Annotated in this window: 24 protein-coding genes; 18 read left to right on the top strand and 6 right to left on the bottom strand. The window is 72.8% G+C overall.

Annotated elements, in window-relative coordinates; genetic code table 11:
* The first annotated feature begins 1 nt into the window (after position 1).
* The 7 genes from IF129_RS21065 to IF129_RS21095 all read left to right on the top strand — a co-directional run bounded on the left by IF129_RS21065 (position 2) and on the right by IF129_RS21095 (position 7412).
* Positions 2-877 (top strand): menaquinone biosynthetic enzyme MqnA/MqnD family protein, encoded by an 876-nt coding sequence (locus IF129_RS21065; protein ID WP_191211330.1) that lies wholly within the window; start codon positions 2-4, stop codon positions 875-877.
* A 64-nt stretch (positions 878-941) separates the two neighbouring features.
* A complete protein-coding gene (locus IF129_RS21070) occupies positions 942-2696 on the top strand; it encodes a serine/threonine-protein kinase (RefSeq protein ID WP_191211331.1) in 1755 nt (584 codons plus the stop codon).
* Between the two features lie 78 nt (positions 2697-2774).
* Positions 2775-3971: a cyclic dehypoxanthinyl futalosine synthase gene (gene mqnC, locus IF129_RS21075; RefSeq protein ID WP_191211332.1), complete on the top strand. Its 1197-nt coding sequence runs from the start codon at positions 2775-2777 to the stop codon at positions 3969-3971.
* A gap of 13 nt (positions 3972-3984) precedes the next feature.
* A complete protein-coding gene (locus IF129_RS21080) occupies positions 3985-4503 on the top strand; it encodes an imidazolonepropionase-like domain-containing protein (protein ID WP_191211333.1) in 519 nt (172 codons plus the stop codon).
* Positions 4504-4588: 85 nt separating this feature from the next.
* On the top strand, positions 4589-5290 hold the full coding sequence (locus IF129_RS21085) for a hypothetical protein (RefSeq protein ID WP_191211334.1): 702 nt from the start codon (positions 4589-4591) through the stop codon (positions 5288-5290).
* 59 nt (positions 5291-5349) lie between these two features.
* Positions 5350-6054, top strand: a complete 705-nt coding sequence (locus IF129_RS21090) for a demethylmenaquinone methyltransferase (RefSeq protein WP_191211335.1) — start codon at positions 5350-5352, stop codon at positions 6052-6054.
* 65 nt (positions 6055-6119) lie between these two features.
* Positions 6120-7412, top strand: a complete 1293-nt coding sequence (locus IF129_RS21095; RefSeq protein ID WP_191211336.1) for a geranylgeranyl reductase family protein — start codon at positions 6120-6122, stop codon at positions 7410-7412.
* 76 nt (positions 7413-7488) lie between these two features.
* On the opposite strand, the gene IF129_RS21100 is transcribed toward IF129_RS21095, so the two are convergent.
* On the bottom strand, positions 7489-7872 hold the full coding sequence (locus tag IF129_RS21100; RefSeq protein ID WP_191211337.1) for a winged helix-turn-helix transcriptional regulator: 384 nt from the start codon (positions 7870-7872) through the stop codon (positions 7489-7491).
* Between the two features lie 101 nt (positions 7873-7973).
* Between IF129_RS21100 and IF129_RS21105 the strand changes: the two genes are divergently transcribed.
* Positions 7974-8378, top strand: coding sequence for a RidA family protein (locus IF129_RS21105; RefSeq protein WP_191211338.1), 405 nt, complete (start codon positions 7974-7976; stop codon positions 8376-8378).
* Positions 8379-8410: 32 nt separating this feature from the next.
* On the opposite strand, the gene IF129_RS21110 is transcribed toward IF129_RS21105, so the two are convergent.
* Both IF129_RS21110 and IF129_RS21115 read right to left on the bottom strand, forming a co-directional pair.
* Positions 8411-9283, bottom strand: coding sequence for a C40 family peptidase (locus IF129_RS21110; protein WP_191211339.1), 873 nt, complete (start codon positions 9281-9283; stop codon positions 8411-8413).
* 424 nt (positions 9284-9707) lie between these two features.
* Positions 9708-10382 (bottom strand): type III effector protein, encoded by a 675-nt coding sequence (locus IF129_RS21115; RefSeq protein WP_191211340.1) that lies wholly within the window; start codon positions 10380-10382, stop codon positions 9708-9710.
* A 180-nt stretch (positions 10383-10562) separates the two neighbouring features.
* Between IF129_RS21115 and IF129_RS21120 the strand changes: the two genes are divergently transcribed.
* From IF129_RS21120 to IF129_RS21130, 3 genes are all read left to right on the top strand, one after another.
* The gene (locus IF129_RS21120; RefSeq protein WP_191211386.1) at positions 10563-10997 is read left to right on the top strand and encodes an Hsp20/alpha crystallin family protein; all 435 of its coding nucleotides are present in this window, start codon (positions 10563-10565) and stop codon (positions 10995-10997) included.
* A 102-nt stretch (positions 10998-11099) separates the two neighbouring features.
* Positions 11100-11486 carry a DUF2267 domain-containing protein gene (locus tag IF129_RS21125; protein WP_191211387.1) on the top strand — a complete coding sequence of 129 codons (387 nt, stop codon included), beginning with the start codon at positions 11100-11102 and terminating at the stop codon, positions 11484-11486.
* A 63-nt stretch (positions 11487-11549) separates the two neighbouring features.
* Positions 11550-11984 carry a DUF2267 domain-containing protein gene (locus tag IF129_RS21130; RefSeq protein WP_191211341.1) on the top strand — a complete coding sequence of 145 codons (435 nt, stop codon included), beginning with the start codon at positions 11550-11552 and terminating at the stop codon, positions 11982-11984.
* Positions 11985-12068: 84 nt separating this feature from the next.
* On the opposite strand, the gene IF129_RS21135 is transcribed toward IF129_RS21130, so the two are convergent.
* Positions 12069-12791 (bottom strand): cation transporter, encoded by a 723-nt coding sequence (locus IF129_RS21135; protein WP_191211342.1) that lies wholly within the window; start codon positions 12789-12791, stop codon positions 12069-12071.
* Positions 12788-13129, bottom strand: a complete 342-nt coding sequence (locus tag IF129_RS21140; protein WP_191211343.1) for an ArsR/SmtB family transcription factor — start codon at positions 13127-13129, stop codon at positions 12788-12790. Before IF129_RS21140 ends, IF129_RS21135 begins: the two co-directional genes overlap by 4 nt.
* A 414-nt stretch (positions 13130-13543) precedes the next feature.
* On the opposite strand from IF129_RS21140, the gene IF129_RS21145 reads away from it, so the two are divergent.
* On the top strand, positions 13544-14872 hold the full coding sequence (locus IF129_RS21145) for an NADH-quinone oxidoreductase subunit D (protein ID WP_191211344.1): 1329 nt from the start codon (positions 13544-13546) through the stop codon (positions 14870-14872).
* A gap of 32 nt (positions 14873-14904) precedes the next feature.
* Here IF129_RS21145 and IF129_RS21150 read toward each other — a convergent pair whose 3' ends face one another.
* The gene (locus tag IF129_RS21150) at positions 14905-15381 is read right to left on the bottom strand and encodes a VOC family protein (RefSeq protein ID WP_191211345.1); all 477 of its coding nucleotides are present in this window, start codon (positions 15379-15381) and stop codon (positions 14905-14907) included.
* 556 nt (positions 15382-15937) lie between these two features.
* Here IF129_RS21150 and IF129_RS21155 point away from each other — a divergent pair.
* The 6 genes from IF129_RS21155 to IF129_RS21180 all read left to right on the top strand — a co-directional run bounded on the left by IF129_RS21155 (position 15938) and on the right by IF129_RS21180 (position 22432).
* A complete protein-coding gene (locus IF129_RS21155; protein WP_191211346.1) occupies positions 15938-16297 on the top strand; it encodes an NADH-quinone oxidoreductase subunit A in 360 nt (119 codons plus the stop codon).
* 44 nt (positions 16298-16341) lie between these two features.
* Complete coding sequence (locus tag IF129_RS21160; protein WP_191211347.1) at positions 16342-16896, top strand: NuoB/complex I 20 kDa subunit family protein; 555 nt, start codon at positions 16342-16344, stop codon at positions 16894-16896.
* Positions 16893-17627 (top strand): NADH-quinone oxidoreductase subunit C, encoded by a 735-nt coding sequence (locus IF129_RS21165; protein WP_191211348.1) that lies wholly within the window; start codon positions 16893-16895, stop codon positions 17625-17627. The genes IF129_RS21160 and IF129_RS21165 overlap by 4 nt, the downstream gene beginning before the upstream one ends.
* A 64-nt stretch (positions 17628-17691) precedes the next feature.
* Complete coding sequence (nuoE, locus tag IF129_RS21170; RefSeq protein WP_191211388.1) at positions 17692-18561, top strand: NADH-quinone oxidoreductase subunit NuoE; 870 nt, start codon at positions 17692-17694, stop codon at positions 18559-18561.
* Positions 18558-19922: an NADH-quinone oxidoreductase subunit NuoF gene (gene nuoF / locus IF129_RS21175; protein ID WP_191211349.1), complete on the top strand. Its 1365-nt coding sequence runs from the start codon at positions 18558-18560 to the stop codon at positions 19920-19922. The genes nuoE and nuoF overlap by 4 nt, the downstream gene beginning before the upstream one ends.
* Complete coding sequence (locus IF129_RS21180) at positions 19919-22432, top strand: NADH-quinone oxidoreductase subunit G (protein ID WP_191211350.1); 2514 nt, start codon at positions 19919-19921, stop codon at positions 22430-22432. The genes nuoF and IF129_RS21180 overlap by 4 nt, the downstream gene beginning before the upstream one ends.
* Positions 22433-22490 lie beyond the last annotated feature (58 nt).

A 22490-nucleotide genomic window follows, 5' to 3' on the forward strand; every position in this document is an offset into this window, starting at 1 on the left:
TGTGAGCGCGCACCGGAGATTTCCCCCCTCCCGGCCCCGGGTGGGGCACATCCAGTTTCTGAACTGCCTGCCCCTCTACTGGGGCCTCGCCCGGACGGGGAGCCTTCTCGACCTGGAGTTGACGAAGGACACCCCCGAAAGGCTGAGTGAACAGCTCGTGAACGGGGACCTGGATATCGCCCCCGTCACCCTGGTGGAATTCCTGCGGCACAGCGAGGACCTCACGGCCCTGTCCGATATCGCCGTCGGCTGCGACGGGCCGGTGATGTCCTGCGTCCTGGTGTCCAAGGGCGGGCTGGCGGAGCTGGACGGCGAGCGGGTCGCCCTCGGGTCGACGTCGCGGACCTCGGTGCGGCTGGCGCAGCTCCTGCTGGCCGAGCGTCACGGCATCACGCCGGAGTACTTCACCTGCCCTCCCGACCTGGGACAGATGATGCACGAGGCGCAGGCGGCGGTGCTCATCGGGGACGCGGCGCTGCGTGCGTCGCTGCACTACGCCCCCCGGCTCGGGCTCCAGGTCCACGACCTGGGGCAGATGTGGAAGGAGTGGACGGGACTGCCGTTCGTCTTCGCCGTCTGGGCGGCCCGGCGCGACTACCTGGCCCGCGAGCCGGAGGCCGTCCGCGAGGTGCACCGGGCGTTCCTCGCCTCGCGCGACCTGTCGTTGCAGGAGGTCGGGAAGGTCGCGGAGCAGGCGGCGCGCTGGGAGACCTTCGACGCGGACCTCCTCGCCCGCTACTTCACCACGCTCGACTTCCGCCTCGGTCCCGAGCAGCTGGCCGGGATCGCCGAGTTCGCCCGGCGGACCGGCCCGGACACGGGCTACCCGGCCGACGTCGCCGTGGACCTGCTGCCCGCACCGACCGGTACGCGGTAGGGCTGACCGGCCGTCCCCCCGGTGTCCTACGCTTACGCCGCGTGGCACACAGGGGGGATGAGGCATGGAGGCGCTGAGCGCGGACGACCCACGGGTCATCGGGAGCTACCGGCTGCTGCGCCGTCTCGGCGCGGGCGGCATGGGGCGGGTCTACCTGGGGCGCAGCGGCGGTGGCCGCACGGTCGCGGTCAAGGTGGTGCACGGCCACTTCGCCGCCGACGAGCAGTTCCGCGCCCGCTTCCGCCGGGAGATCGAGGCCGCCCGGCGGGTCGGCGGCCAGTGGACGGCCCCCGTCCTGGACGCCGACCCGGACGCGCCGACGCCCTGGGTGGCGACCGGCTACGTCGCGGGCCCCGACCTCCAGCACGCCGTCTCCCGGCACGGCCCCCTGCCCGAGCGCGGGGTGCGGGCCCTGGGTGCGGGCCTGGCGGAGGCGCTGTCGGCCGTGCACGGCATCGGGCTGCTCCACCGGGACGTCAAGCCGTCCAACGTCCTGCTCACCCTCGACGGCCCGCGGCTCATCGACTTCGGCATCGCCCGCGCCACGGACGCCACCGCCTCCCTGACGGCCACCGGCATGTCCGTCGGCTCGCCCGGCTACATGTCGCCGGAGCAGGTGCAGGGGCAGGACGTGGGCAGCGCGAGCGACGTCTTCTCGCTCGGCGCCGTCCTCGCCTTCGCCGCGACCGGCCGGCCGCCCTTCCCCGGTGACGGCGCGGCCGTCCTGCTCTACAAGGTCGTGCACGAGGAGCCGGAACTGCACGGCCTCCAGGGCGAGCTGTGGCATCTCGTCACCGCCTGCCTGGCCAAGGACCCGGCCGAGCGCCCCGCCGTCGCGGAGGTCGTCCGCTACCTGGCGGGGCGGGAGGGTGCCGCCGCGCTGGTGGCCGGGGGCTGGCTCCCCGGGCCGGTCGTGGAGGGCGTCAGCCGTCGCGCGGTGGCCCTGCTGGAGCTGGAGGACGAGGCGACGGAGGGTCCGAGCGGTCCGGACGGGCCCCCGCCGCCCCCGGGCCCGTCCACCCCGCCGCCGGGCCCGTCGACGCCGCCGCCGGGTGGCCCGTCCACCCCGCCGCCGGGTGGCCCGTCGACGCCGCCCGGGTCGTGGCCGGGCGGTCCGGCCGGGCACGGACCCGTCGGGCCGCAGCCCTACGCCGTCGCCCCGCAGTACCACCGGCCCCCACAGCACCACCAGGCGGCTCCGTTCCACCAGGCGTCCACCGGCGCCGCGCTGCCGCACCCGCGCGGCGACGCCTCCGGTGGCGGCGTCGTCCAGCGCGCCCTGCTCCTGGCGGCGGCCGGCATCGTGCTGGCCGTCCTCGTGACGCTCGCCGTCGTGCTCCTGCCCGAGGACGACGGCGGCCGGGCGGCGGCGGGGACGACGGCCGGCACGACGGCCGGCACGACGGCCGGGACGACGGAAGGGGCCACGGGCGGCGACGACGGCCCGGGTGAGGACGCCGTCCCCGAGGCGTTCGTCGGCACCTGGACCGGCACCGTGACCACCGACAGCGGCCTGGAGGCCGGCGAGCTGACCGTCGTCGTCGAGGAGGGGCACGTCGGCGGCGAGGTCGCGGAGCTCACCACGCGCTACCTGGGCCAGGAGTGCACGGGCGTGGGCACCGTGGAGTCGGTCGGCGCCGAGCGGCTGGAGCTGTCGGAACGGGCCGTGGAGAACCCGACCGTGCTGGGCGTCCCCCTGTGCAGTGCGAGCGACGCCTTCACCCTCACCCTCCGGGACGGCGGCGACACCCTGCGCTTCCGGGCGGAGGACGCGGCGGCGGGCAACCCGAGCGCCGACCTCACCCGCGGCGGGGGCTGACCGCCCGGCCGCCGGGTCCGTCGGCGCGCTGGCGTACGCTGGGCGCGTCGTACGCACCTGCCGGAAGGGGCCGCCCCGGTGACCGAGAACGCCGACCTCACGTCCGTCCTCGACCGCGCCGCTCAGGGCGGCCGGATCACCGCCGAGGAGGCGCTGGAGCTCTACCGGCACGCTCCGCTGCACGCGCTGGGCCGGGCGGCCGACGCCGTCCGCCGCCGCCGCTACGCGGGCACGGAGCACATCGCGACGTACATCATCGAGCGGAACATCAACTACACCAACGCCTGCGTCACGGCGTGCAAGTTCTGCGCCTTCTACGCGCCGCCCAAGAGCGACAAGGTGTGGACGCGCGACCTGGACGACATCCTGCGCCGCTGCGCGGAGACGGTGGAGCTGGGCGGCACCCAGGTCATGTTCCAGGGCGGCCACCACCCCGACTACGGCGTCGAGTACTACGAGGAGCACTTCTCCGCGATCAAGAAGGCGTTCCCGCAGCTCGTCATCCACTCCCTCGGTGCCTCCGAGGTCGAGCACATGTCGCGGATCTCCGGCGTCACCCCGGAGGAGGCCATCGAGCGCATCCACGCCGCCGGGCTGGACTCGTTCGCGGGCGCCGGGGCCGAGCTGCTGCCCGAGCGGGCGCGCAACGCCATCGCGCCGCTGAAGGAGTCCGGCGAACGCTGGCTGGAGATCATGGAGATCGCCCACCGCCTCGGCGTCGAGTCGACGTCGACGATGCTCATGGGCACCGGCGAGACCAACGCCGAACGCATCGAGCACCTGCGGATGATCCGGGACGTGCAGGACCGCACCGGCGGCTTCCGCGCCTTCATCCCGTACACCTACCAGCCGCAGAACAACGTGCTGAAGGGCCGCACGCAGGCCACCCTCTTCGAGTACCTGCGCCTGATCGCCGTGGCCCGGCTGTTCCTCGACAACGTCGCCCACATCCAGGGCTCGTGGCTGACGGTCGGCAAGGACGTGGGCCAGCTCTCCCTGCACTACGGCGCCGACGACCTCGGCTCGGTCATGCTGGAGGAGAACGTGGTCTCCTCGGCGGGCGCCAAGCACCGCTCCAACCTCACCGAGCTGCTGCACCTCATCCGGGCGGCGGGCCGCGTCCCCGCCCAGCGCTCGACGACGTACGAGCACCTGCTGGTCAACGACGACCCCGCGAACGACCCGGCCGACGACCGCGTCGTCTCCCACCTGTCGTCCACCGCCCTCGCGGGCGGCACGGCGCACCCCGAGCTCAAGCTCATCGACGCCGGCTGAGCGCCCGCCCGCCGTGCTGACGCTCCACGTGCCGGAGACCGGCGACGCGGTCCTCGTCGAGGACGGGACGCTCGTCGCCGTCGGCCCGGCGGCGGAGCTGGCCGCCGCCCGTCCCGGGGCACGGGAGCGCCGCTGGCCGGGCGCCATCGGTCCCGGCCACTGCGAACCCGACGCGGCCCGCCTGCTCCAGGACGCCTACCACCCCGACCCCCGGGAGGCGGCCGAGCTGGGCACCGCGCCGCTGACCGGTCCGGCGCTCGCCGCGCTCGGGCCGCTGGACGCCGCCCGGTGGGGCGGCAGCGCCCGGCGCGGCCTCCAGCGGCTGCTGGCCCAGGGGGTGACGGCCCTCGTCGGCCCGTTTGACCGGCCGCCGGTCCGGACGGCGGTCCGGCGCTCGGGCCTGCCCGTCCTGCCGGAGCCCGTGGCGCCGCGGCTGACGGTCGGGGGCCCCGCGCACTTCACGGTGACGGCGCCGGACGGCACCTGCCGCGCCGCCGTCCTGGCCGGCCGCATCGTGTACCGCGGCCGCTGAGAGCTCCCCGGGGCGTCCGGGAGCCTCCCCCGGCCCCCCGGCCCCGGCCCCCACACGGCCCCCGCCCGGCGCTAGGCTCGCGGTCGTGATCGCGAACGTGCGCAGCTTCCGACGGGGTCGGCTCTCGCGGGCGGAGGCCGTCGCGGCGGTCGGGGGACTCCGCAACCACCACACCGTCGCGCAGGTGACCGCCGCCCTGGACGGGTCCGGGGACGCCGTCCGCGACGTCTGGGTGGCCGACGGCGACCTGCACGTCCCCGGCGACCTCGACCTGACGCGGGAGCGTGTCCACTTCCTGGCCGTGCTCGGTGATCTCACGGTGGACGGCGTGTACCGCGACAGCGACGACCCCGAGTCCCTGCTGCTGGTGACCGGTGCCATGCGGGCCCGCGACGTCGTGACCGCCGGCTGGCTCGACGTGTACGGCGACCTGACCACCGACCGGCTCGTCGGCGACTACAACGACTGCTCCGCCCGCGTCGACGGCGACGTGCGGGCCCGCCTCTTCTACGGCGAGAACCACCACTTCACCATCGGCGGCGCGCTGCGGGCCGGGACCGTCATCGGCCGGCCGAGGCTCGACGTCGCCGTTCGGCCGGACGTGATCGACGAGGACGACCCCCGCATGCTGGAGCACTTCGACCGCGACCTCCTCGACGTGTTCGACGACCATGACGCGAACGGCGACGCGGTCACCTGCGTCGCCGGTCTGCGCGACGTCGCCGAGGTGAAGCGCCGGGTCGCGGCGGGCCTCCCGCTGCGCACCGCCGGGCCGCCCGGCCACTGACCCGCGCCGACGGCACCCCCGGCGCCGACGCCGGGCCGGGGAGGGTGAACAATGGCCGTGTGACGCGCGCCAGCCTGGAGAAGCAGCCCCACGACGTCGCCGCGATGTTCGACCGGGTCGCGGCCAAGTACGACCTCACCAACGACGTCATCTCGCTGGGCCAGGCCCGGCTGTGGCGCCGTGCCGTGGCGCAGGCGGTGGCCGCGCGCCCGGGGGAGCGCGTGCTCGACCTCGCCGCCGGGACGGGGACGTCCTCCCTGCCGTTCTCCCGGGCCGGCGCCTACACCGTCCCCTGCGACTTCAGCACCGGCATGCTGGCCGAGGGCCGACAGCGTCACTCCTGGCTGCCGTTCACGGCGGGCGACGCCACCCGGCTGCCGTTCCGCGACGACGCGTTCGACGCCGTCACCATCTCCTTCGGCCTGCGCAACGTGCAGGACACGCAGGCCGCGCTGGGCGAGATGCTCCGGGTGACGCGTCCCGGCGGCCGGATCGTCGTGTGCGAGTTCAGCCAGCCCGTGCTGCGGCCCCTGCGCACCCTCTACTCCGAGTACCTGATGAAGGCGCTGCCGCCGATCGCCCGGACCGTGTGCTCCAACCCGGACGCGTACGTGTACCTCGCCGAGTCCATCCGCTCCTGGCCCGACCAGCCCCAGCTGGCGCGGCGGTTGCAGCGGGCGGGCTGGTCCCGCGTCGCGTGGCGCGACCTGACCGGCGGCATCGTCGCCCTGCACCGGGGAACGAAGCCGGGCACCACGCCCTGACCCCGGAGCGGCCGGGCGCGACGCATAGACTTCCCGGACCAGTGCCCTCATCCCCGGGAGTCCTCGTGGCGGAACCGCAGTCGAAGCCGGCCTCGGAGCACCAGGCCGATGTGATCGTCGTCGGGGCGGGGCCCGCCGGGTCCACGACCGCGTACCATCTGGCCCGTTCGGGGCTCGACGTCCTGCTGCTGGAGAAGACGGCGTTCCCCCGCGAGAAGGTCTGCGGCGACGGCCTGACGCCGCGCGCCGTCAAGCAGCTCGTCGCCATGGGGATCGACATCTCCGAGGAGGCCGGCTGGCTGCGCAACAAGGGGCTGCGCATCATCGCGGGCGGCCAGCGCCTCCAGCTCGACTGGCCGGACCTGGCGAGCTACCCCGACTACGGACTCGTCCGCAAGCGCGACGACTTCGACGAGCAGCTGGCCCGGCAGGCCGAGAAGGCCGGGGCGCGACTGTACGAGCGCTGCAACGTCGGCGACCCGGTCCTGGACGCCGCCGGGCGCATCACCGGCGTCGAGGCGAAGCTCGGCGAGGACCGGCGGCCCGCCGTCTTCCGCGCGCCCGTGGTCGTCGCCGCCGACGGCAACTCCACCCGGCTGTCGCTCAAGATGGGCCTGCACCGCCGCGAGGACCGCCCGATGGGCGTCGCGGTGCGCACCTACTTCACCTCGCCCCGGCACGACGACGACTACCTGGAGTCGTGGCTGGAGCTGTGGGACCGCCGGGGCGCCGAGGACCGCCTGCTCCCCGGCTACGGCTGGATCTTCGGCATGGGCGACGGTACGTCCAACGTCGGCCTCGGCATCCTCAACAGCTCCAGCGCCTTCCGCGAGCTGGACTGGCGCGAGGTGCTGAAGGCGTGGTGCGCCTCCATGCCGGAGGAGTGGGGCTACACCCCCGACAACATGACGACGCCCATCCGGGGCGCCGCCCTGCCCATGGCCTTCAACCGCAAGCCGCACTACACGCGCGGCCTGCTGCTCGTCGGCGACGCGGGCGGGCTGGTGAACCCGTTCAACGGCGAGGGCATCGCGTACGCCATGGAGTCCGGGGCGATGGCGGCCGACGTCGTCGTGCAGGCGCAGTCCCGGCAGACCGCGCTCCAGCGTGAGCGGGCCCTGCGGCACTATCCCAAGGTGCTCGCCGACACCTACGGCGGCTACTACACCCTCGGCCGGGCCTTCGTGAAGCTCATCGGCAACCCGAAGGTCATGAAGCTCGCCGCCGAACGCGGCCTGTCGCACCCGCTGCTGATGCGTTTCACCCTCAAGCTGCTGGCCAACCTGACCGACCCGACGGGCGGCGACGCGATGGACCGCGTCATCAACGGCCTCTCCCGCGTCGCCCCCCGCGCCTGAGCGCACCCGCCCCGCACGCCGAGGTAGCGGCGGCCCTCCCCGCCTGATCGGGGGGCGGCCGCCGCTTCGGCGTCCGTCAGCCCTCGAAGCGGCGGCGCGCGTCCTCGATGTGCCCGAGGTGCCGCTGCGTCCACGCGCACAGGGCGTCGACCGTCGCGCGCAGCGCCCGGCCCGGCTCGGTGAGGGTGTACTCGACCCGAGGGGGAACGGTGGGGTGCACCGTCCGGTCGACGAGGCCGTTGCGCTCCAGCATGCGCAGGTTCTGGGTGAGCATCTTGTGGCTGACGCCCGCCACCTCGTCCCGCACCTCGCTGAAGCGCAGGGTGCGCTCACCGAGGGCTTCGATGATCAGGAGCGCCCACTTGTTGGCGACGTCCGAGAAGATCTCCCGGGCGAGCGAGTCGGCACGCCGCAGGTCCGCGTCCTCGGGCAGGTCCTGGCGCTGCCGCGTGGTCACCATGAGGTTCCTCCGTCACCGGAAAGTGCGTTCTTCCCGGTAGACGGTAACTCTCCTAGGGTTTCCCGGTAACCACTGGAGAGCACTACAGAAGGGCCCGGCCCATGGCCACCACGATCGACGCCTTCCACCGCAACGTCCCGGCCGAGAGCGCCTTCGGCTACGCGCAGGCCGTCAGGTCCGGCACTCTCATCCACGCCTCGGGACAGTTCTCCTACGACGACGCGGGCGAGTTCGTCCACGCGGACGACTTCGGCGCCCAGCTCGGGCAGACCTACGTCAACATGGACGCGATCCTGGACCACTACGGGGCGACCCGGAAGCAGATCGTCTCGCAGACCGTGTACGTCGTCGGTCTGCGGCAGAACGGTGCGGCCCTGATGGCGGGCAACCCCGCGTACTACGGCGACCACCGCCCCGCCAACACCGTCCTCGGTGTCACGGAACTGGCCTTCCCCGGCCAGTTCGTCGAGATCGCCTTCGTCGTCGACACGACGTTGCCGGCCTGAGCGGTCGCGCAGGCCGGCAACGTCGTAGTGGATCAGAGGACGCGGACCGCTCCGGTCGGCATGTCCCAGCTCATGTCCCGCTCGACGACGCCCGTCGAGGAGTTCTGGGCGCCCACGAACTTCCCGTCACCGACGTAGATGGCGACGTGGTAGGCGCTGCCCGCGCTGCCCCAGTACAGGATGTCCCCGGGCTGCACCTGGCTCAGCGGGACCTGCGTACCGGTCACGGACTGGTCCTGCGAGACGCGCGGCAGGTTGATGCCCACCTGGCGGAACGCGGCACCGGTGAGACCGGAGCAGTCGTAGGCGCTCGGGCCGGTGGCGCCCATGACATAGGCCTTGCCGACCTGGGCGCGGGCGAAGTTGACGACCGCCGCGGCGCTGCCGGTGGCGTTGGACGGCGCGGGCGCGGGCGCGCTCGTGGTGCTGGGGGCGTCGGGGCGCTCGGTGCTGCGGGACGCCGTGCGCCGCTCCTCGGCGCGCTCGGCGGCCGCGCGCTCGGCCTCCTCGGCGGCCTCGGCCTCGGCGGCCTCCTCGGCGGCCTTCTTGGCCGCGGCCTTGCGCTTGGCCTCGGCCTTGGCCTCGGCCTTCTCCCTGGTCTCCGCCGCGGCCTTCTTGGCGTTGGCGGCCGCCTGCTCCTTCGCCGCCTCCACGTCGTACTGGATGGCGATGGTCTGGGTGGCGTGCGCGGCCTCCTCGGCACCCGCGGTGAGGACGCCGCTCAGCGTCGGCATCTCGACCGTGCTGTCGACCGAGGACGCCTGGCTCGCGGCGGACGTCGGCGAGGCCGCACCGGTCACCGCGAGGGTCGTGAAGACGCCACCGGCAACACCCGAGCGGATCAGCGTGTTCCGGGAGGAACGCCGGGGTTTCCGGTGGCTTCGTATGTGAGCGTTCGAGGACATGGGGAAAGGGCTACCAGGCGTCCGACGTTCCCCTCAAGCGTCGTGTTCTGCACCACAGGCCCCGAGGTGGCGTCCGTTTCGCGGCATTTGATCCGGCGTCAGGGGGCGTTCAGGGGTCGCGTCCTGTCCGACTACGGGCCCACGACCACGCAGTTGTCCGCTTTGTCGGCCGCCGGGGCGGGCCTAGCATGTCTCGGCCCGGTAACGCCAACATGACAGTTGCCGCCGAGCAGGTTTGGTGACCCAGATCACAGAGTGAGTCGAACGCTGCTTCACCCTCTAACACCCCAAACGGACAATGCGCTGAATCGAGTCAACCGGCGCAATGTGTACGTTGACGCGCAGTCCTGACTTCGCGTCAGTGAGGGCCGGGCGGCTTCGGTCGGCAAGTTCCGGCAAAAGCCCCGAATCACCCGCCGTCGCCTCAGTCCGCCGGGCGCCGTCCGTCGCTGTCCTGGCGGAGCCGGTCGACCCGGTCGGTGAGGGCGTCGACGCGGGCGGCGAGCTCGGGGTGGCGGTCCTGGAGGAGGGTCCCGGCGTCGGTGAGCGGGGCGACGAGGCGGGCGGCGTCGTCCTCGCCCAGCGCGTCGGCGAGGCGGGTCACGGGGGAGTGCGGCCGGGTGGGCAGATCCGTGAGGGCGGTGACCTGCCCGGCGAGCTGGCGCAGCTCGGCGGCGTTCGCCCGTGCCCATGTCGTGACGGTGCGGTCCGCGGCCCGTCGGTCGCGGGTGGCCTGCACCCGCTCCTCGCCGGTGCTGCCCGCGGCGCCGGGGCGGACGCGCAGGTACCGCCGCTCGGCGGCCTGTCGGCTGGCGACGCCGAGCGGGCGGGCCAGGTCGGCCCAGCTGGCCCCCGCGTCGCGGGCCGCCTCGATGAGCCCGGCCTCCCATCCGGCGAGCCGGGTGCGCAGCTCGCGCAGGAGGAGGAGGGCGGCCAGGGCCTGTTCGGAGTCCGTCAGCCCGGCGTCGTGTCCCTGGCCGGGCCGGTGTGTGTGCGCCGTGCGCAGCGTGGCGTCGATCGTGCTCAGCGCCTCCACGGCGGCCGAGAAGGAGGTGGGTGCGCGGCGCTGGTGCGGGGCGTGTTCGTCGGCGGGTCTCATCGGGTCCCCTGGTGCGTCGTCGGTGGTTTCTGCCGGTGGTTCCTGTTGGCGGCTTCTGGTGGTTGCCGCTGTGATGTCATCCACTGGATGACGTCGTGAGTTGTCATCGTTTCGATGACATGCTACAACAGGAGGCAAGAACAGCGCATTGGCACTCACACGGTGATGGAGGTGCAGACGATGTTGATGCGCACCGACCCCTTCCGCGAGCTCGACCGGCTCACGCAGCAGTTCCTCGGTACCGCTGGGACGTGGTCCCGGCCGTCGGTGGTCCCGATGGACGCCTACCGGGAGGGCGACGCGTACGTGATCGCTCTCGACCTGCCCGGCGTATCCGCCGAGGCGATCGACATCGACGTCGAGCGGAACATGCTGACGGTCAAGGCCGAGCGCCGCCCCGCCGTCAACGGCGACGACGTCCAGATGGAGCTGTCGGAGCGGACGTTCGGGGTCTTCTCACGCCAGGTCGTCCTCGCGGACACGCTGGACACCGACCGCATCAAGGCCGACTACGACGCCGGCGTGCTGACCGTGCGCATCCCGATCGCCGAGCGGGCCAAGCCCCGCAAGATCACCATCGGCGAGGGGTCCGGGCGCAAGCAGATCAGCGGCTGAGTCGGCGCCGTCGACCGGCGGCGGGAGCACGGTCCTCTTTCCGACGGTGCTTTGAGGGGTTCCGCCCTCCCGCCGCCGCCCCGAGGAGGTGGCGTGGTGGTGATGCGAGCAGACGCGTTCCTCGACCAGGTGCGGGAACGCGGTGAGTACGGCACACGTGAGGAGGCCGACCGGGCGTCCCGGACCGTTCTGGCCCTGCTCGGGGCCCATCTGGTCGGCGAGGTCCGGTCGGAGTTGGCCGCCCGGCTCCCGGAGTCCTTCTCGATCATCCTGCTCAACCCGCTCCAGGCGTCGGAGCCGCTGTCGGCCGAGCGGTTCGTCCGGGCCACAGCGGCGTGGATCGAGGGAGCCACCGAGAAGACCGCGGCCTGGGACGTCGGCGCCGTCCTCAGCGTCGCCGCCGACGCGGCGGGGGAGGAGCTGACCCGCCGCATCCTGCTCCAGCTCCCGCCCGGCTACGACATCCTCTTCGGACACCCGCAGCACTAGCCGAACCGACCCGGCCCCTGGGGCCGAGACCATCCCAGCGACCAGCAGAGAAAGGCGTCACCGATGCTCACCCAGCGGCAACCGTCCGGTACGGAAAGGGCCGTCACCCACGCCCAGCTCCTGGAGCACGTGCGGTACGAGGGCGCGTACCCGACGCGCGAGCGGGCCGAGGAGGTCCTGTGCGCCGTCCTCTCCGCGTTGGGCCGACAGCTCTCCGGTGACGTCCGGGAGGAGCTGGCCGCCTGCCTGCCCGGCGAGGCCGCCCGCGTCCTGACCGGAGAGATACCCGACACCGTCCCCCTGACGGGTTCGTCCTTCGTGCACGACCTGGCCGCCCGCACCGGCGGGACCCCGGCCACGACGCGTTGGGACGCCGGCACCGTCCTGGCCGCCGTCGGTCGCCTCGCCGGGGACGACCTGCTGGATCGCGTCCTCGCCCGTCTGCCGCGTGGCTACGCCCTTCTCTTCGGCCGCGCCGAACTGACGACCGCGGCCTGAACCGCCGCTGGCACCGCGCCGCCACGGCCCCGGTCCTCGGCGGACCCGCTCTCGGCGCCTGCCGCGCCCGACCCGCCCCGGCGGTCAGGCGCGGCAGGCGCCTTCGGTGCGGCAGCCGCACGCCTCGGGCGCGGCACCGGCCGAGGGCATGGCCGCTCCGGTGGGGACCGTGCAGCAGCCCCGGCCCTGCCAGGCGTCGCGGCCCTCCTTGACGGCGACGGCGGCGATGACGAGGGCGGCGACGGGGTCGGCCCAGGACCACCCGAGAGTCGCGTTGAGGATCAGGCCGAGCAGCAGCACGGCGGACAGATAGGTGCACAGCAGCGTCTGCCGGGAGTCGGCGACGGCGGACGCGGAGCCGAGTTCGCGGCCGGCCCGGCGCTGGGCCGCGGACAGGAACGGCATGATCGCGAGCGACAGGGCCGCGATGACGATGCCGGTGACCGATCGTTCCGCCTCCCCGGTACCGGCCAGTGCGCGGACGGCGGCGACGGCGACGTACGCGGCGAGCGCGAAGAACGACACCGCGATGATCCGCAGGGCGCGCTGCTCGCGCGCCGCGCGGGCGGTGTGGTCGCGGGCGGAGAACTGCCAGGCGACGGCGGCGGCGGAGGAGACCTCGATGATCGAGTCGAGCCCGAATCCGATCAGTGCGGTGGAGGAGGCGATGGTGCCGGCGGTGATCGCGACGACCGCCTCGATCACGTTGTAGGTGACCGTCGCGGCGACCAGCCACCGTATCCGCCGGGCGAGTTCCTCGCGGCGGTCCGGGGACGGACCGGGGGACACCGAGGTCTCGGCGGTCATGGGCGGCAGCAGCCCTTCGTCTCGGCGTCGGTGCACGTGCGGTCGGACGCGACGGCCACCACGGCGGCGCGCAGGTCGTCCAGCGCGTGGCCGAGGCGGGCGTCGGCGAGTTCGTAGCGGGTGCGGCGCCCGTCCGGAACGGTGACGACCAGGCCGCAGTCGCGCAGGCACGCCAGGTGGTTCGACAACCGGCTCCGCGAGACGCCGAGCGCGTCGGCGAGGTCGGCCGGGTAGGCGGGGGCTTCGCGCAGGGCGAGCAGGATGCGGCAGCGGATCGGGTCGGCGAGTGCGCGGCCGAACCGGGCCAGCACCTCGATGTCGGAGGCAAGGGTCAGCACGCCATGAGAGTACACCTCTTCCTGAATTCAGGAAGAGGTGTACCGCCTGGCCGCTCGACGTCGAAGGGCCGCGGGATGGCGTGTGTGGCCTCGGCTAGCACGTCGAGGTGTCCATTGCGAATTTGGAAGGCCGGGCCTCCCTTTGCTAGGCGCACACCCCCGGAGCTGCGCCTCGGGGGGCGCACATGACGCCCCGTGCGCGTTCGCAGGCTTTGCGTGTGCTGATCCGGGTGGTGGTGACCACCGGGGCGGCGTCCGGGTGTTGAGGATCACAAAGACGGGGTCGGCCCCGTGTCGCATGTCACAGAGGTCGGGGCATAGGATGCAGGCACTCGGACTTGTGAACTGCCTCACAATCGCACGAGCGGACAGGCTAGTCATCCCGGACCCTGATCAGCGGAGGTCGTACAGCTGATGAGCACCTCAACGTCACACGCACCTGGCCGCGAAACCACCGAGGGGACGGTCTACACGGTCACGGGCGGGGACTGGGACGACGTCGTCCAGGGTGTCCAGGCGAACGACGACGAACGGATCGTCGTCAACATGGGCCCCCAGCACCCGTCCACCCACGGCGTGCTCCGCCTGATCCTGGAGATCGACGGGGAGACCGTCACCGAGTGCCGCTGCGGCGTCGGCTACCTCCACACCGGGATCGAGAAGAACCTCGAGTACCGCACGTGGACCCAGGGGTCGACGTACGTGACGCGCATGGACTACCTGACCTCGTTCCACAACGAGGCCGCCTACTGCATGTCCGTGGAGAAGCTGCTCGGCATCGAGGACCAGATCCCGGACCGGGCGACGATCATCCGCGTCCTGCTCATGGAGCTCAACCGGATCAGCTCCCACCTCATCGCCATCGCCACCGGCGGCATGGAGCTGGGCGCCACCACGGTGGCGGTCTTCGGCTTCCGGGACCGGGAGATGATCCTCGACCTCTTCGAGCAGATCACCGGCCTGCGGATGAACCACGCCTTCATCCGGCCCGGGGGTCTGGCGCAGGACCTGCCGCCCGGCTCGGTCGACGCCATCCGGGAGACGGTGAAGACCCTCCGCAAGAACTTCGGCGAGTTCGACACCCTCGCGACCAACAGCCCGGTCTTCAAGGCGCGATTGCAGGACATCGCCTACCTGGACCTCGCGGGCTGCATGGCGCTCGGGCTCACCGGCCCGGTGCTGCGCTCCACGGGCCTGCCGCACGACCTGCGCAAGACGGCGCCCTACTGCGGGTACGAGACGTACGACTTCGACGTCCCGACCACCGACACCTGCGACGCCTACGGGCGGTTCCTCATCAGGCTGGAGGAGATGCGCCAGTCGCTGCGGATCGTCGAGCAGTGCCTGGACCGGCTGGAGCCGGGCCCGGTGATGGTGGGCGACAAGAAGATCGCCTGGCCCGCCCAGCTCGCGCTCGGCCCCGACGGCCTCGGCAACTCCCTCGACCACATCCGGCAGATCATGGGCACCTCCATGGAGTCCCTGATCCACCACTTCAAGCTGGTCACCGAGGGGTTCCGGGTACCGCCGGGCCAGGCGTACATCGCGGTGGAGTCCCCGAAGGGCGAGCTCGGCGTGCACACCGTGAGCGACGGCGGCACCCGGCCCTACCGGGTGCACTTCCGCGACCCGTCCTTCGCCAACATGCAGGCCATCGCCGCGATGGTCGAGGGCGGCCAGATCGCCGACGTCATCGTGACGATCGCCTCCGTCGACCCCGTGCTGGGCGGCGTCGACCGCTGAACCCGCGCCGGGGGCGGCGTCCGGCGTCCGGCTCAGGCCGTACCGTCGGCCGCGGCCTCCAGCGCGGCGACGTCCAGCTTCTTCATGCCCAGCATGGCCTTCATCGCGCGGTCGGCCCGGGCGGCGTCCGGGTCGGCCAGCAGTTCCTCCAGCCGACGCGGGACGACCTGCCAGGACAGCCCGTAGCGGTCCTTGAGCCACCCGCAGGGCCCTTCCTCGCCGCCTTCGGCCAGCTTCGTCCAGTAGTGGTCGACCTCGTCCTGGTCGGCGCAGTCGATCGAGAGCGAGACCGCCTCGTCGAAGGTGAACTCGGGCCCGCCGTTGAGGGCGACGTACCGCTGGCCGTCCAGCTCGAAGTCGACGGTGAGCACGGTGCCGGCCGGGCGCGGACCGGCCTCGCCGTAGTGGGCGACGTGGGTGATCCGGGAGTTCGGGAAGACCGAGCAGTAGAACGCGGCGGCCTCCTCGCCCCGGGTGTCGAACCACAGGGTGGGGGTGATGCGCGGCATGGGGGTTCTCCTTCCGTACGGTCCGGGACGGCCGGTGGCGGTCCCACACCGGTGTGGACACCGGACGCCCCGGAAACTCATCGCGCCGTCCGCCGTCCGCCGTCCGCCCGCGGAAGGGACGGGTTGTGCGTGCGTGCACAAGGGAGTCGCGCCGTCACGGAACGGCACCCCGCCCGTCTCTCGCGCCGCACTCGGGGCCGCGTCGCTAGCACGTGAGGCTGTCCATTGCGAATTTGCATGGACGGCACATGTTTTGCTAGCTCAAACTCTTTCAACCTGCGGCGAAGCCTGCAAAAATTACCTTCGGTGACCGTTCGCGGGCTTCGCGTGCGAACACGGACCGTCGATCCAACCGCTGATCGATCACCGGGTGTTGAAGATCACAAAGTCAGTCCTGTACCCCGTGTCGCATGTCACAGAGGCGGAGGCATAGGATGCACCCACTCGGGCTTGTGAACTGCCTCACAATTGCACGATCTCTGCAACCCCTCGGGGCGGAGAACGGGCCCGCAGCGGACCCCAGCTAGTCATCGGCGACTGGAAGGAGCGAGGTGCGGTGAACGCCTACGTGCCCATCCTCGTGCTCGGAGCCCTAGGCGCGGCCTTCGCGGTGTTCTCCGTGGTGATGGCCTCGATCATCGGACCCAAGCGCTACAACCGCGCCAAGCTGGAGGCGTACGAGTGCGGCATCGAGCCCACTCCCATGCCGGCCACCGGCGGGCGCTTCCCGGTGAAGTACTACATCACCGCGATGCTCTTCATCGTCTTCGACGTCGAGATCGTCTTCCTCTACCCCTGGGCCGTCCACTTCGACGCCCTCGGGATGTTCGGCCTCGTCCAGATGCTGATCTTCGTCGGCCTCATCGGCGTCGCCTACGCCTACGACTGGCGCCGGGGAGGTCTGGAGTGGGACTGACCAGCACACATCTCGGGCCGGCGGACAACGGATAGGGGATCGGTATGGGAATCGAGGAGAAGCTGCCGAGCGGCTTCCTGCTCAGCACCGTCGAGAAGGCAGCGGGGCTCGCCCGCAAGTCCTCGGTGTTTCCGGCGACGTTCGGGCTCGCCTGCTGCGCGTTCGAGATGATGACGGCCGGCGCCGGCCGGTACGACCTGGCGCGCTTCGGCATGGAGGTCTTCCGCGCCTCGCCGCGCCAGGCCGACCTCATGATCGTCGCAGGCCGGGTGAGTCAGAAGATGGCGCCCGTCCTGCGGCACGTCTACGACCAGATGCCGAACCCCAAGTGGGTCATCTCGATGGGCGTGTGCGCCTCTTCGGGCGGGATGTTCAACAACTACGCCATCGTGCAGGGCGTCGACCACATCGTGCCGGTCGACATCTACCTGCCCGGCTGCCCGCCGCGCCCCGAGATGCTGATGGACGCCATCCTCAAGCTGCACGAGAAGATCCGGGACGAGAAGCTCGGCGTCAACCGCGAGCAGGCGGCCCGTGAGGCGGAGGAAGCGGCCCTGAAGGCGCTCCCGACGATCGAGATGAAGGGTCTCCTGCGGTGACCGACGACCAGCACCCCGAGGACGCCGGGGCCAACGGCGCCTCCGTACCCGCCGCCCGCACCGACGCCGGTGACGTCATCGGCGTCCGGCGCGGCATGTTCGGGCCCAGCGCCGGGGGCGACACCTCCGGCTACGGCGGCCTGGTGCGCACCGTGCGGCTGCCCGGCGCGGCCACCCGCCCCTACGGCTCCTACTTCGACGAGATCGCCGACGAGCTCGAGGGCGCCCTGGACGAGCAGGGCCTCGTGCCGTCGAACGTCATCACCAAGACCGTCGTCGACCGGGACGAACTGACCTTCCACATCGAGCGCGAGTACCTCAGGGAGGTCTGCCGCATCCTGCGCGACGACCCGGCGCTGCGCTTCGAGCAGTGCAGCGGCGTCAGCGGGGTGCACTACCCCGGCGACCAGGGCCGCGAGCTGCACGCCGTCTACCACCTGCGCTCGCTCACCCACGCCAGCCGGGTCGTGCGGCTGGAGGTCGGCGTGCCGGACGGCGACCCCCACGTGCCGTCGGTGGTGGAGATCTACCCGACGAACGACTGGCACGAGCGCGAGACCTACGACTTCTTCGGCATCGTCTTCGACGGCCATCCCGCGCTGACGCGGATCATGATGCCGGACGACTGGCAGGGCCACCCGCAGCGCAAGGACTACCCCCTCGGTGGCATTCCCGTCGAGTACAAGGGCGCCCAGATCCCGGCGCCCGACCAGCGGAGGTCGTACAGCTGATGAGCAACATTCCGCAGGCCACTGAGATGGGAGGTGTCGACCGGTGAGCGACGTCAGCCTGGGCATGCCGCAGTTGCCCGCCCCGGACTACCCCGCCGACGTGCGCGCCCGGCTCGCCGGCGACGCCGAGGAGATCGTCGGACGGTATCCGGACAGCCGCAGCGCGCTGCTGCCGCTGCTGCACCTGGTGCAGTCCGAAGAGGGCCACGTGACCCCGACGGGGATGCGGTTCTGCGCCGAGACGCTCGACCTGACCACCGCCGAGGTCACCGCCGTCGCGACGTTCTACTCCATGTACCGGCGCAGGCCGGGCGGGGAGTACCAGGTCGGGGTGTGCACCAACACCCTGTGCGCGGTCCTCGGCGGTGACGCCATCTTCGCCGCCCTCCAGGACCACCTGGGCGTCGGCAACGGGGAGACGACGGAGGACGGCGCCGTCACGCTCGAACACATCGAGTGCAACGCCGCCTGCGACTTCGCGCCGGTGCTGATGGTGAACTGGGAGTTCTTCGACAACCAGACCGTCGAGTCCGCCAAGCGGCTCGTCGACGAGCTGCGGGCCGGGGCCGAGGTGCGGCCGACGCGCGGTGCGCCGCTGTGCACCTTCAAGCAGACCTCCCGCATCCTGGCCGGCTTCCCCGACGAGCGCCCCGGCGCCACGGAGGCCACCGGCGGCGCGGGCCCCGCCTCGCTGGCCGGGCTCCGGCTGGCGAAGGGCGAGGCGCCCGCGGGCCGCGTCGTCGGACCGCGCGCCGAGCCGGCGCCGCCGAGGAGCGCCGCCGGTCCCGGCGGCACCCACCCCAGCTCGCACGACGCGCCCGAGCGCACCGCCGCCTCCGACCCGGCCCACCCCACCGGCCCCGTCCCGGGCCGGCCGGACCCGGCGGGCGCACCCGACGACCGGCGTGACGACCAGCGCGAGGAGGGGCGATGACGACCACGGAATCCGCCGAGAAGCTGCTCTCGCCCGTCCTGTCCGCCTTCTGGGACGAACCGGAGTCCTGGACGCTGGAGACCTACCGGCGCCACGACGGCTACGAGGGCCTGCGCAAGGCCCTGGCCATGGACCCGGACGAGCTGATCGCCTACGTCAAGGACGCGGGGCTGCGCGGCCGCGGCGGCGCGGGCTTCCCCACCGGCATGAAGTGGCAGTTCATCCCGCAGGGCGACGACAAGCCGCACTACCTCGTCGTCAACGCGGACGAGTCGGAGCCGGGCACCTGCAAGGACATCCCGCTGCTCTTCGCCAACCCGCACTCCCTCATCGAGGGCATCGTGATCGCCTGCCACGCGATCCGCTCCCACCACGCGTTCATCTACCTGCGCGGCGAAGTGGTGCCCGTCCTGCGGCGGTTGCACCACGCCGTCGCGGAGGCGTACGCCGCCGGATACCTCGGCAAGGACGCGCTCGGGCCCGGCAAGGACCTCGAACTCACCGTGCACGCGGGCGCCGGCGCCTACATCTGCGGTGAGGAGACGGCGCTGCTGGACTCCCTGGAGGGACGCCGGGGCCAGCCCCGGCTGCGACCGCCCTTCCCGGCCGTCGCCGGCCTGTACGCCTGCCCCACCGTGGTGAACAACGTCGAGTCCATCGCCTCGGTTCCCGCGATCCTCGCCAAGGGCAAGGAGTGGTTCCGCTCGATGGGCAGTGAGAAGTCCCCGGGCTTCACGCTGTACTCCCTCTCCGGCCACGTCGCGAACCCCGGCCAGTACGAGGCGCCGCTGGGCGTCACCCTGCGCCAGCTGCTCGACCTGAGCGGCGGCATGCGGCCGGGGCACCGGCTGAAGTTCTGGACGCCGGGCGGTTCCTCGACGCCGCTGCTGACCGACGAGCACCTGGACGTGCCGCTCGACTACGAGGGCGTCGGCGCGGCCGGCTCCATGCTCGGCACCAAGGCGCTCCAGTGCTTCGACGAGACGACGTGCGTCGTGCGCGCCGTCACGCGCTGGACGGAGTTCTACGCGCACGAGTCGTGCGGCAAGTGCACGCCCTGCCGCGAGGGCACGTACTGGCTGGTCCAGCTGATGCGCGACATCGAGGCGGGCAAGGCCGACATGGCCGACCTCGACAAGATCGCGGACATCGCCGACAACATCAACGGCAAGTCCTTCTGCGCCCTCGGTGACGGCGCGGCCAGCCCGATCTTCTCCTCCCTGCAGTTCTTCCGCGAGGAGTACGAGCAGCACATCACCGGCCGCGGCTGCCCCTTCGACCCCGCCCGGTCCACGGTGTGGGCCGACGGCGCGGGCGCCGACGGCGACGACGACAACGCACACCTGGAGGTGAACGCGTGACCGTGACCACCGACGCCAAGACCTCCGGGGGCGGCGAGGCCGAGCGCCCGCCGGAGGAGATGGTGAGCCTGACGATCGACGGTACCGAGATCAGCGTGCCGAAGGGCACCCTGGTCATCCGGGCCGCCGAACTGCTGGGCATCGAGATCCCGCGCTTCTGCGACCACCCCCTGCTCGACCCGGCCGGCGCCTGCCGCCAGTGCATCGTCGAGGTGGAGGGCCAGCGCAAGCCGATGGCCTCGTGCACCATCACCTGCACCGACGGCATGGTCGTCGCCACGCAGCTGACCTCCCCCGTCGCGGAGAAGGCGCAGCGCGGGGTGATGGAGCTGCTGCTCATCAACCACCCGCTGGACTGCCCGGTCTGCGACAAGGGCGGTGAGTGCCCGCTACAGAACCAGGCGATGTCCACCGGCAGCGCCGAGAGCCGGTTCGAGGGCCGCAAGCGCACCTTCGAGAAGCCGGTGCCGATCTCCACGCAGGTGCTGCTGGACCGGGAGCGCTGCGTGCTGTGCGCCCGCTGCACCCGCTTCTCGAACCAGATCGCCGGCGACCCGATGATCGAGCTGCTGGAGCGCGGCGCCCTCCAGCAGGTCGGCACCGGCGAGGGCGACCCCTTCCAGTCGTACTTCTCCGGCAACACCATCCAGATCTGCCCGGTGGGCGCGCTGACGTCGGCCGCCTACCGGTTCCGCTCCCGCCCGTTCGACCTCATCTCCTCGCCCAGCGTGTGCGAGCACTGCGCGGGCGGCTGCGCGACGCGCACCGACCACCGGCGCGGCAAGGTCATGCGCCGCCTCGCGCAGGACGACCCGGAGGTCAACGAGGAGTGGATGTGCGACAAGGGCCGCTTCGCGTTCCGCTACGCCCAGCGCCCCGACCGCCTCACCCACCCGCTGGTGCGCAACGCCGAGACCGGTGAGCTGGAGCCGACGGACTGGCCCGCCGCGCTCCGGGCGGCGGCCGAGGGGCTCGCCGGGGCGCGCGGCCGGGCCGGGGTGCTGACCGGCGGCCGACTCACGGTCGAGGACGCCTACGCCTACGCCAAGTTCGCCCGCGTCGCCCTCGGCACGAACGACGTCGACTTCCGGGCCCGAGCCCACAGCGCCGAGGAGGCCGAGTTCCTGGCCGCCCGGGTGGCCGGGCGCGGGGTGAGCCTGGAGGGCGCGGGCGTCACTTACCGGGGTCTGGAGGCCGCGCCCGCCGTGCTGCTGGTCGGGCTGGAGGCGGAGGAGGAGGCGCCCGGCGTCTTCCTGCGGCTGCGCAAGGCGCACCGCACGAAGGGCCAGCGCCTCTACGCCGTCGCCTCGCACGCGACGCGCGGCCTGACGAAGGCCGGCGGCACGCTGCTGCCCGCCGCTCCGGGCACCGAGACGGAGTGGCTGGACGCGCTGGCGGGCGGCGTCGGCCTGGACGAGACGGGGCAGCGCGCGGCCGAGGCGCTGCGCGCGGAGGGCGCCGTCATCCTCGTGGGCGAGCGGCTGGCGGCCGTGCCCGGCGCGCTGACCGCCGTCGTGCGGACCGCGACGGCGACGGGCGCCCGGCTGGCCTGGATTCCGCGCCGGGCGGGTGAGCGCGGCGCGGTCGAGGTCGGGGCGCTGCCGGGGCTGCTGCCCGGCGGCCGGCCGGCGACGGACCCGCGCGCCCGGGAGGAGACGGCCGCCGTGTGGGGCGTCGCCGACCTGCCCCGCGCCGTCGGCCGCGACACCGGGCAGATCGTGGAGGCCGCCGCCAACGGCGAGCTGGCCGCGCTGGTGGTCGGCGGCGTGGAGGTCACCGACCTGCCGGACCCGGCCCGCGCGGTCGAGGCGCTGGACGCGGTCGGGTTCCTGGTCAGCCTGGAGCAGCGGCCCAGCGACGTCACGGACCGGGCGGACGTCGTCCTGCCGGTCTCCGCCGTCGCGGAGAAGTCCGGGGCCTTCCTGAACTGGGAGGGCCGGACGCGTCCGTTCGAGGCCGCGATCAAGCCGGACCAGATGACGCGCCGCTTCGTCTTCCCCGACGCCCGGGCGCTGACGATGCTGGCCGACGCCCTCGACGTCCACCTCGGCCTGCCCGACGTCCGCACCGCGCGCGCGGAGCTGGACCGGCTCGGCGCCTGGGAGGGCGACCGGGCCGCCGACCCCGCCGCGTCCGGCGGCCCGTTGCCCGCCGCGGCGGCCGGGGAGGCCGTGCTCGCCGGGCACCGCATGCTGCTCGACCAGGGCCGGATGCAGGAGGGCGACGAGGCGCTGGCCGGCACCCGGCACCCGGCGCCGGCCCGGCTCTCCGCCGCCACCGCGCGGGAGGCCGGGGTCGCCGACGGCGACCTGCTCGCCGTCACCGGGCCGATCGGGACGGTGACGCTGCCGGTCGCCCTCACGCCGATGCCGGACCGGGTCGTGTGGCTCCCGCTCAACTCCACCGGCGGCGGGATCGCCCGGGACACCGGGGCGCTGCCCGGTGAGCTGGTGCAGATCGCCGCGGCCGAGGGCGCCGCCCCCACCGAGGCACCGGAGGTGCAGTCGTGACCGCAGTCGTGGCCGCCGTCCTGCCGGAGCGGACGGGCGTGAGCAGCCCGTCCGTGCT

The organism is Streptomyces chumphonensis (genome assembly GCF_014779715.1).
Taxonomy (GTDB): domain Bacteria; phylum Actinomycetota; class Actinomycetes; order Streptomycetales; family Streptomycetaceae; genus Streptomyces; species Streptomyces chumphonensis.

Coding starts and splice junctions, on each gene's coding strand:
- IF129_RS21100 (WP_191211337.1), bottom strand. CDS start 7,872: ATGGTGACCACGCGGCAGCGCCAGGACCTGCCCGAGGACGCGGACCTG.
- IF129_RS21110 (WP_191211339.1), bottom strand. CDS start 9,283: ATGTCCTCGAACGCTCACATACGAAGCCACCGGAAACCCCGGCGTTCC.
- IF129_RS21120 (WP_191211386.1), top strand. CDS start 10,563: ATGTTGATGCGCACCGACCCCTTCCGCGAGCTCGACCGGCTCACGCAG.
- nuoF (WP_191211349.1), top strand. CDS start 18,558: ATGACGACCACGGAATCCGCCGAGAAGCTGCTCTCGCCCGTCCTGTCC.
- IF129_RS21135 (WP_191211342.1), bottom strand. CDS start 12,791: ATGACCGCCGAGACCTCGGTGTCCCCCGGTCCGTCCCCGGACCGCCGC.
- IF129_RS21145 (WP_191211344.1), top strand. CDS start 13,544: ATGAGCACCTCAACGTCACACGCACCTGGCCGCGAAACCACCGAGGGG.
- IF129_RS21125 (WP_191211387.1), top strand. CDS start 11,100: ATGCGAGCAGACGCGTTCCTCGACCAGGTGCGGGAACGCGGTGAGTAC.
- IF129_RS21070 (WP_191211331.1), top strand. CDS start 942: ATGGAGGCGCTGAGCGCGGACGACCCACGGGTCATCGGGAGCTACCGG.
- IF129_RS21130 (WP_191211341.1), top strand. CDS start 11,550: ATGCTCACCCAGCGGCAACCGTCCGGTACGGAAAGGGCCGTCACCCAC.
- IF129_RS21150 (WP_191211345.1), bottom strand. CDS start 15,381: ATGCCGCGCATCACCCCCACCCTGTGGTTCGACACCCGGGGCGAGGAG.
- IF129_RS21105 (WP_191211338.1), top strand. CDS start 7,974: ATGGCCACCACGATCGACGCCTTCCACCGCAACGTCCCGGCCGAGAGC.
- IF129_RS21160 (WP_191211347.1), top strand. CDS start 16,342: ATGGGAATCGAGGAGAAGCTGCCGAGCGGCTTCCTGCTCAGCACCGTC.
- nuoE (WP_191211388.1), top strand. CDS start 17,692: ATGCCGCAGTTGCCCGCCCCGGACTACCCCGCCGACGTGCGCGCCCGG.
- IF129_RS21115 (WP_191211340.1), bottom strand. CDS start 10,382: ATGAGACCCGCCGACGAACACGCCCCGCACCAGCGCCGCGCACCCACC.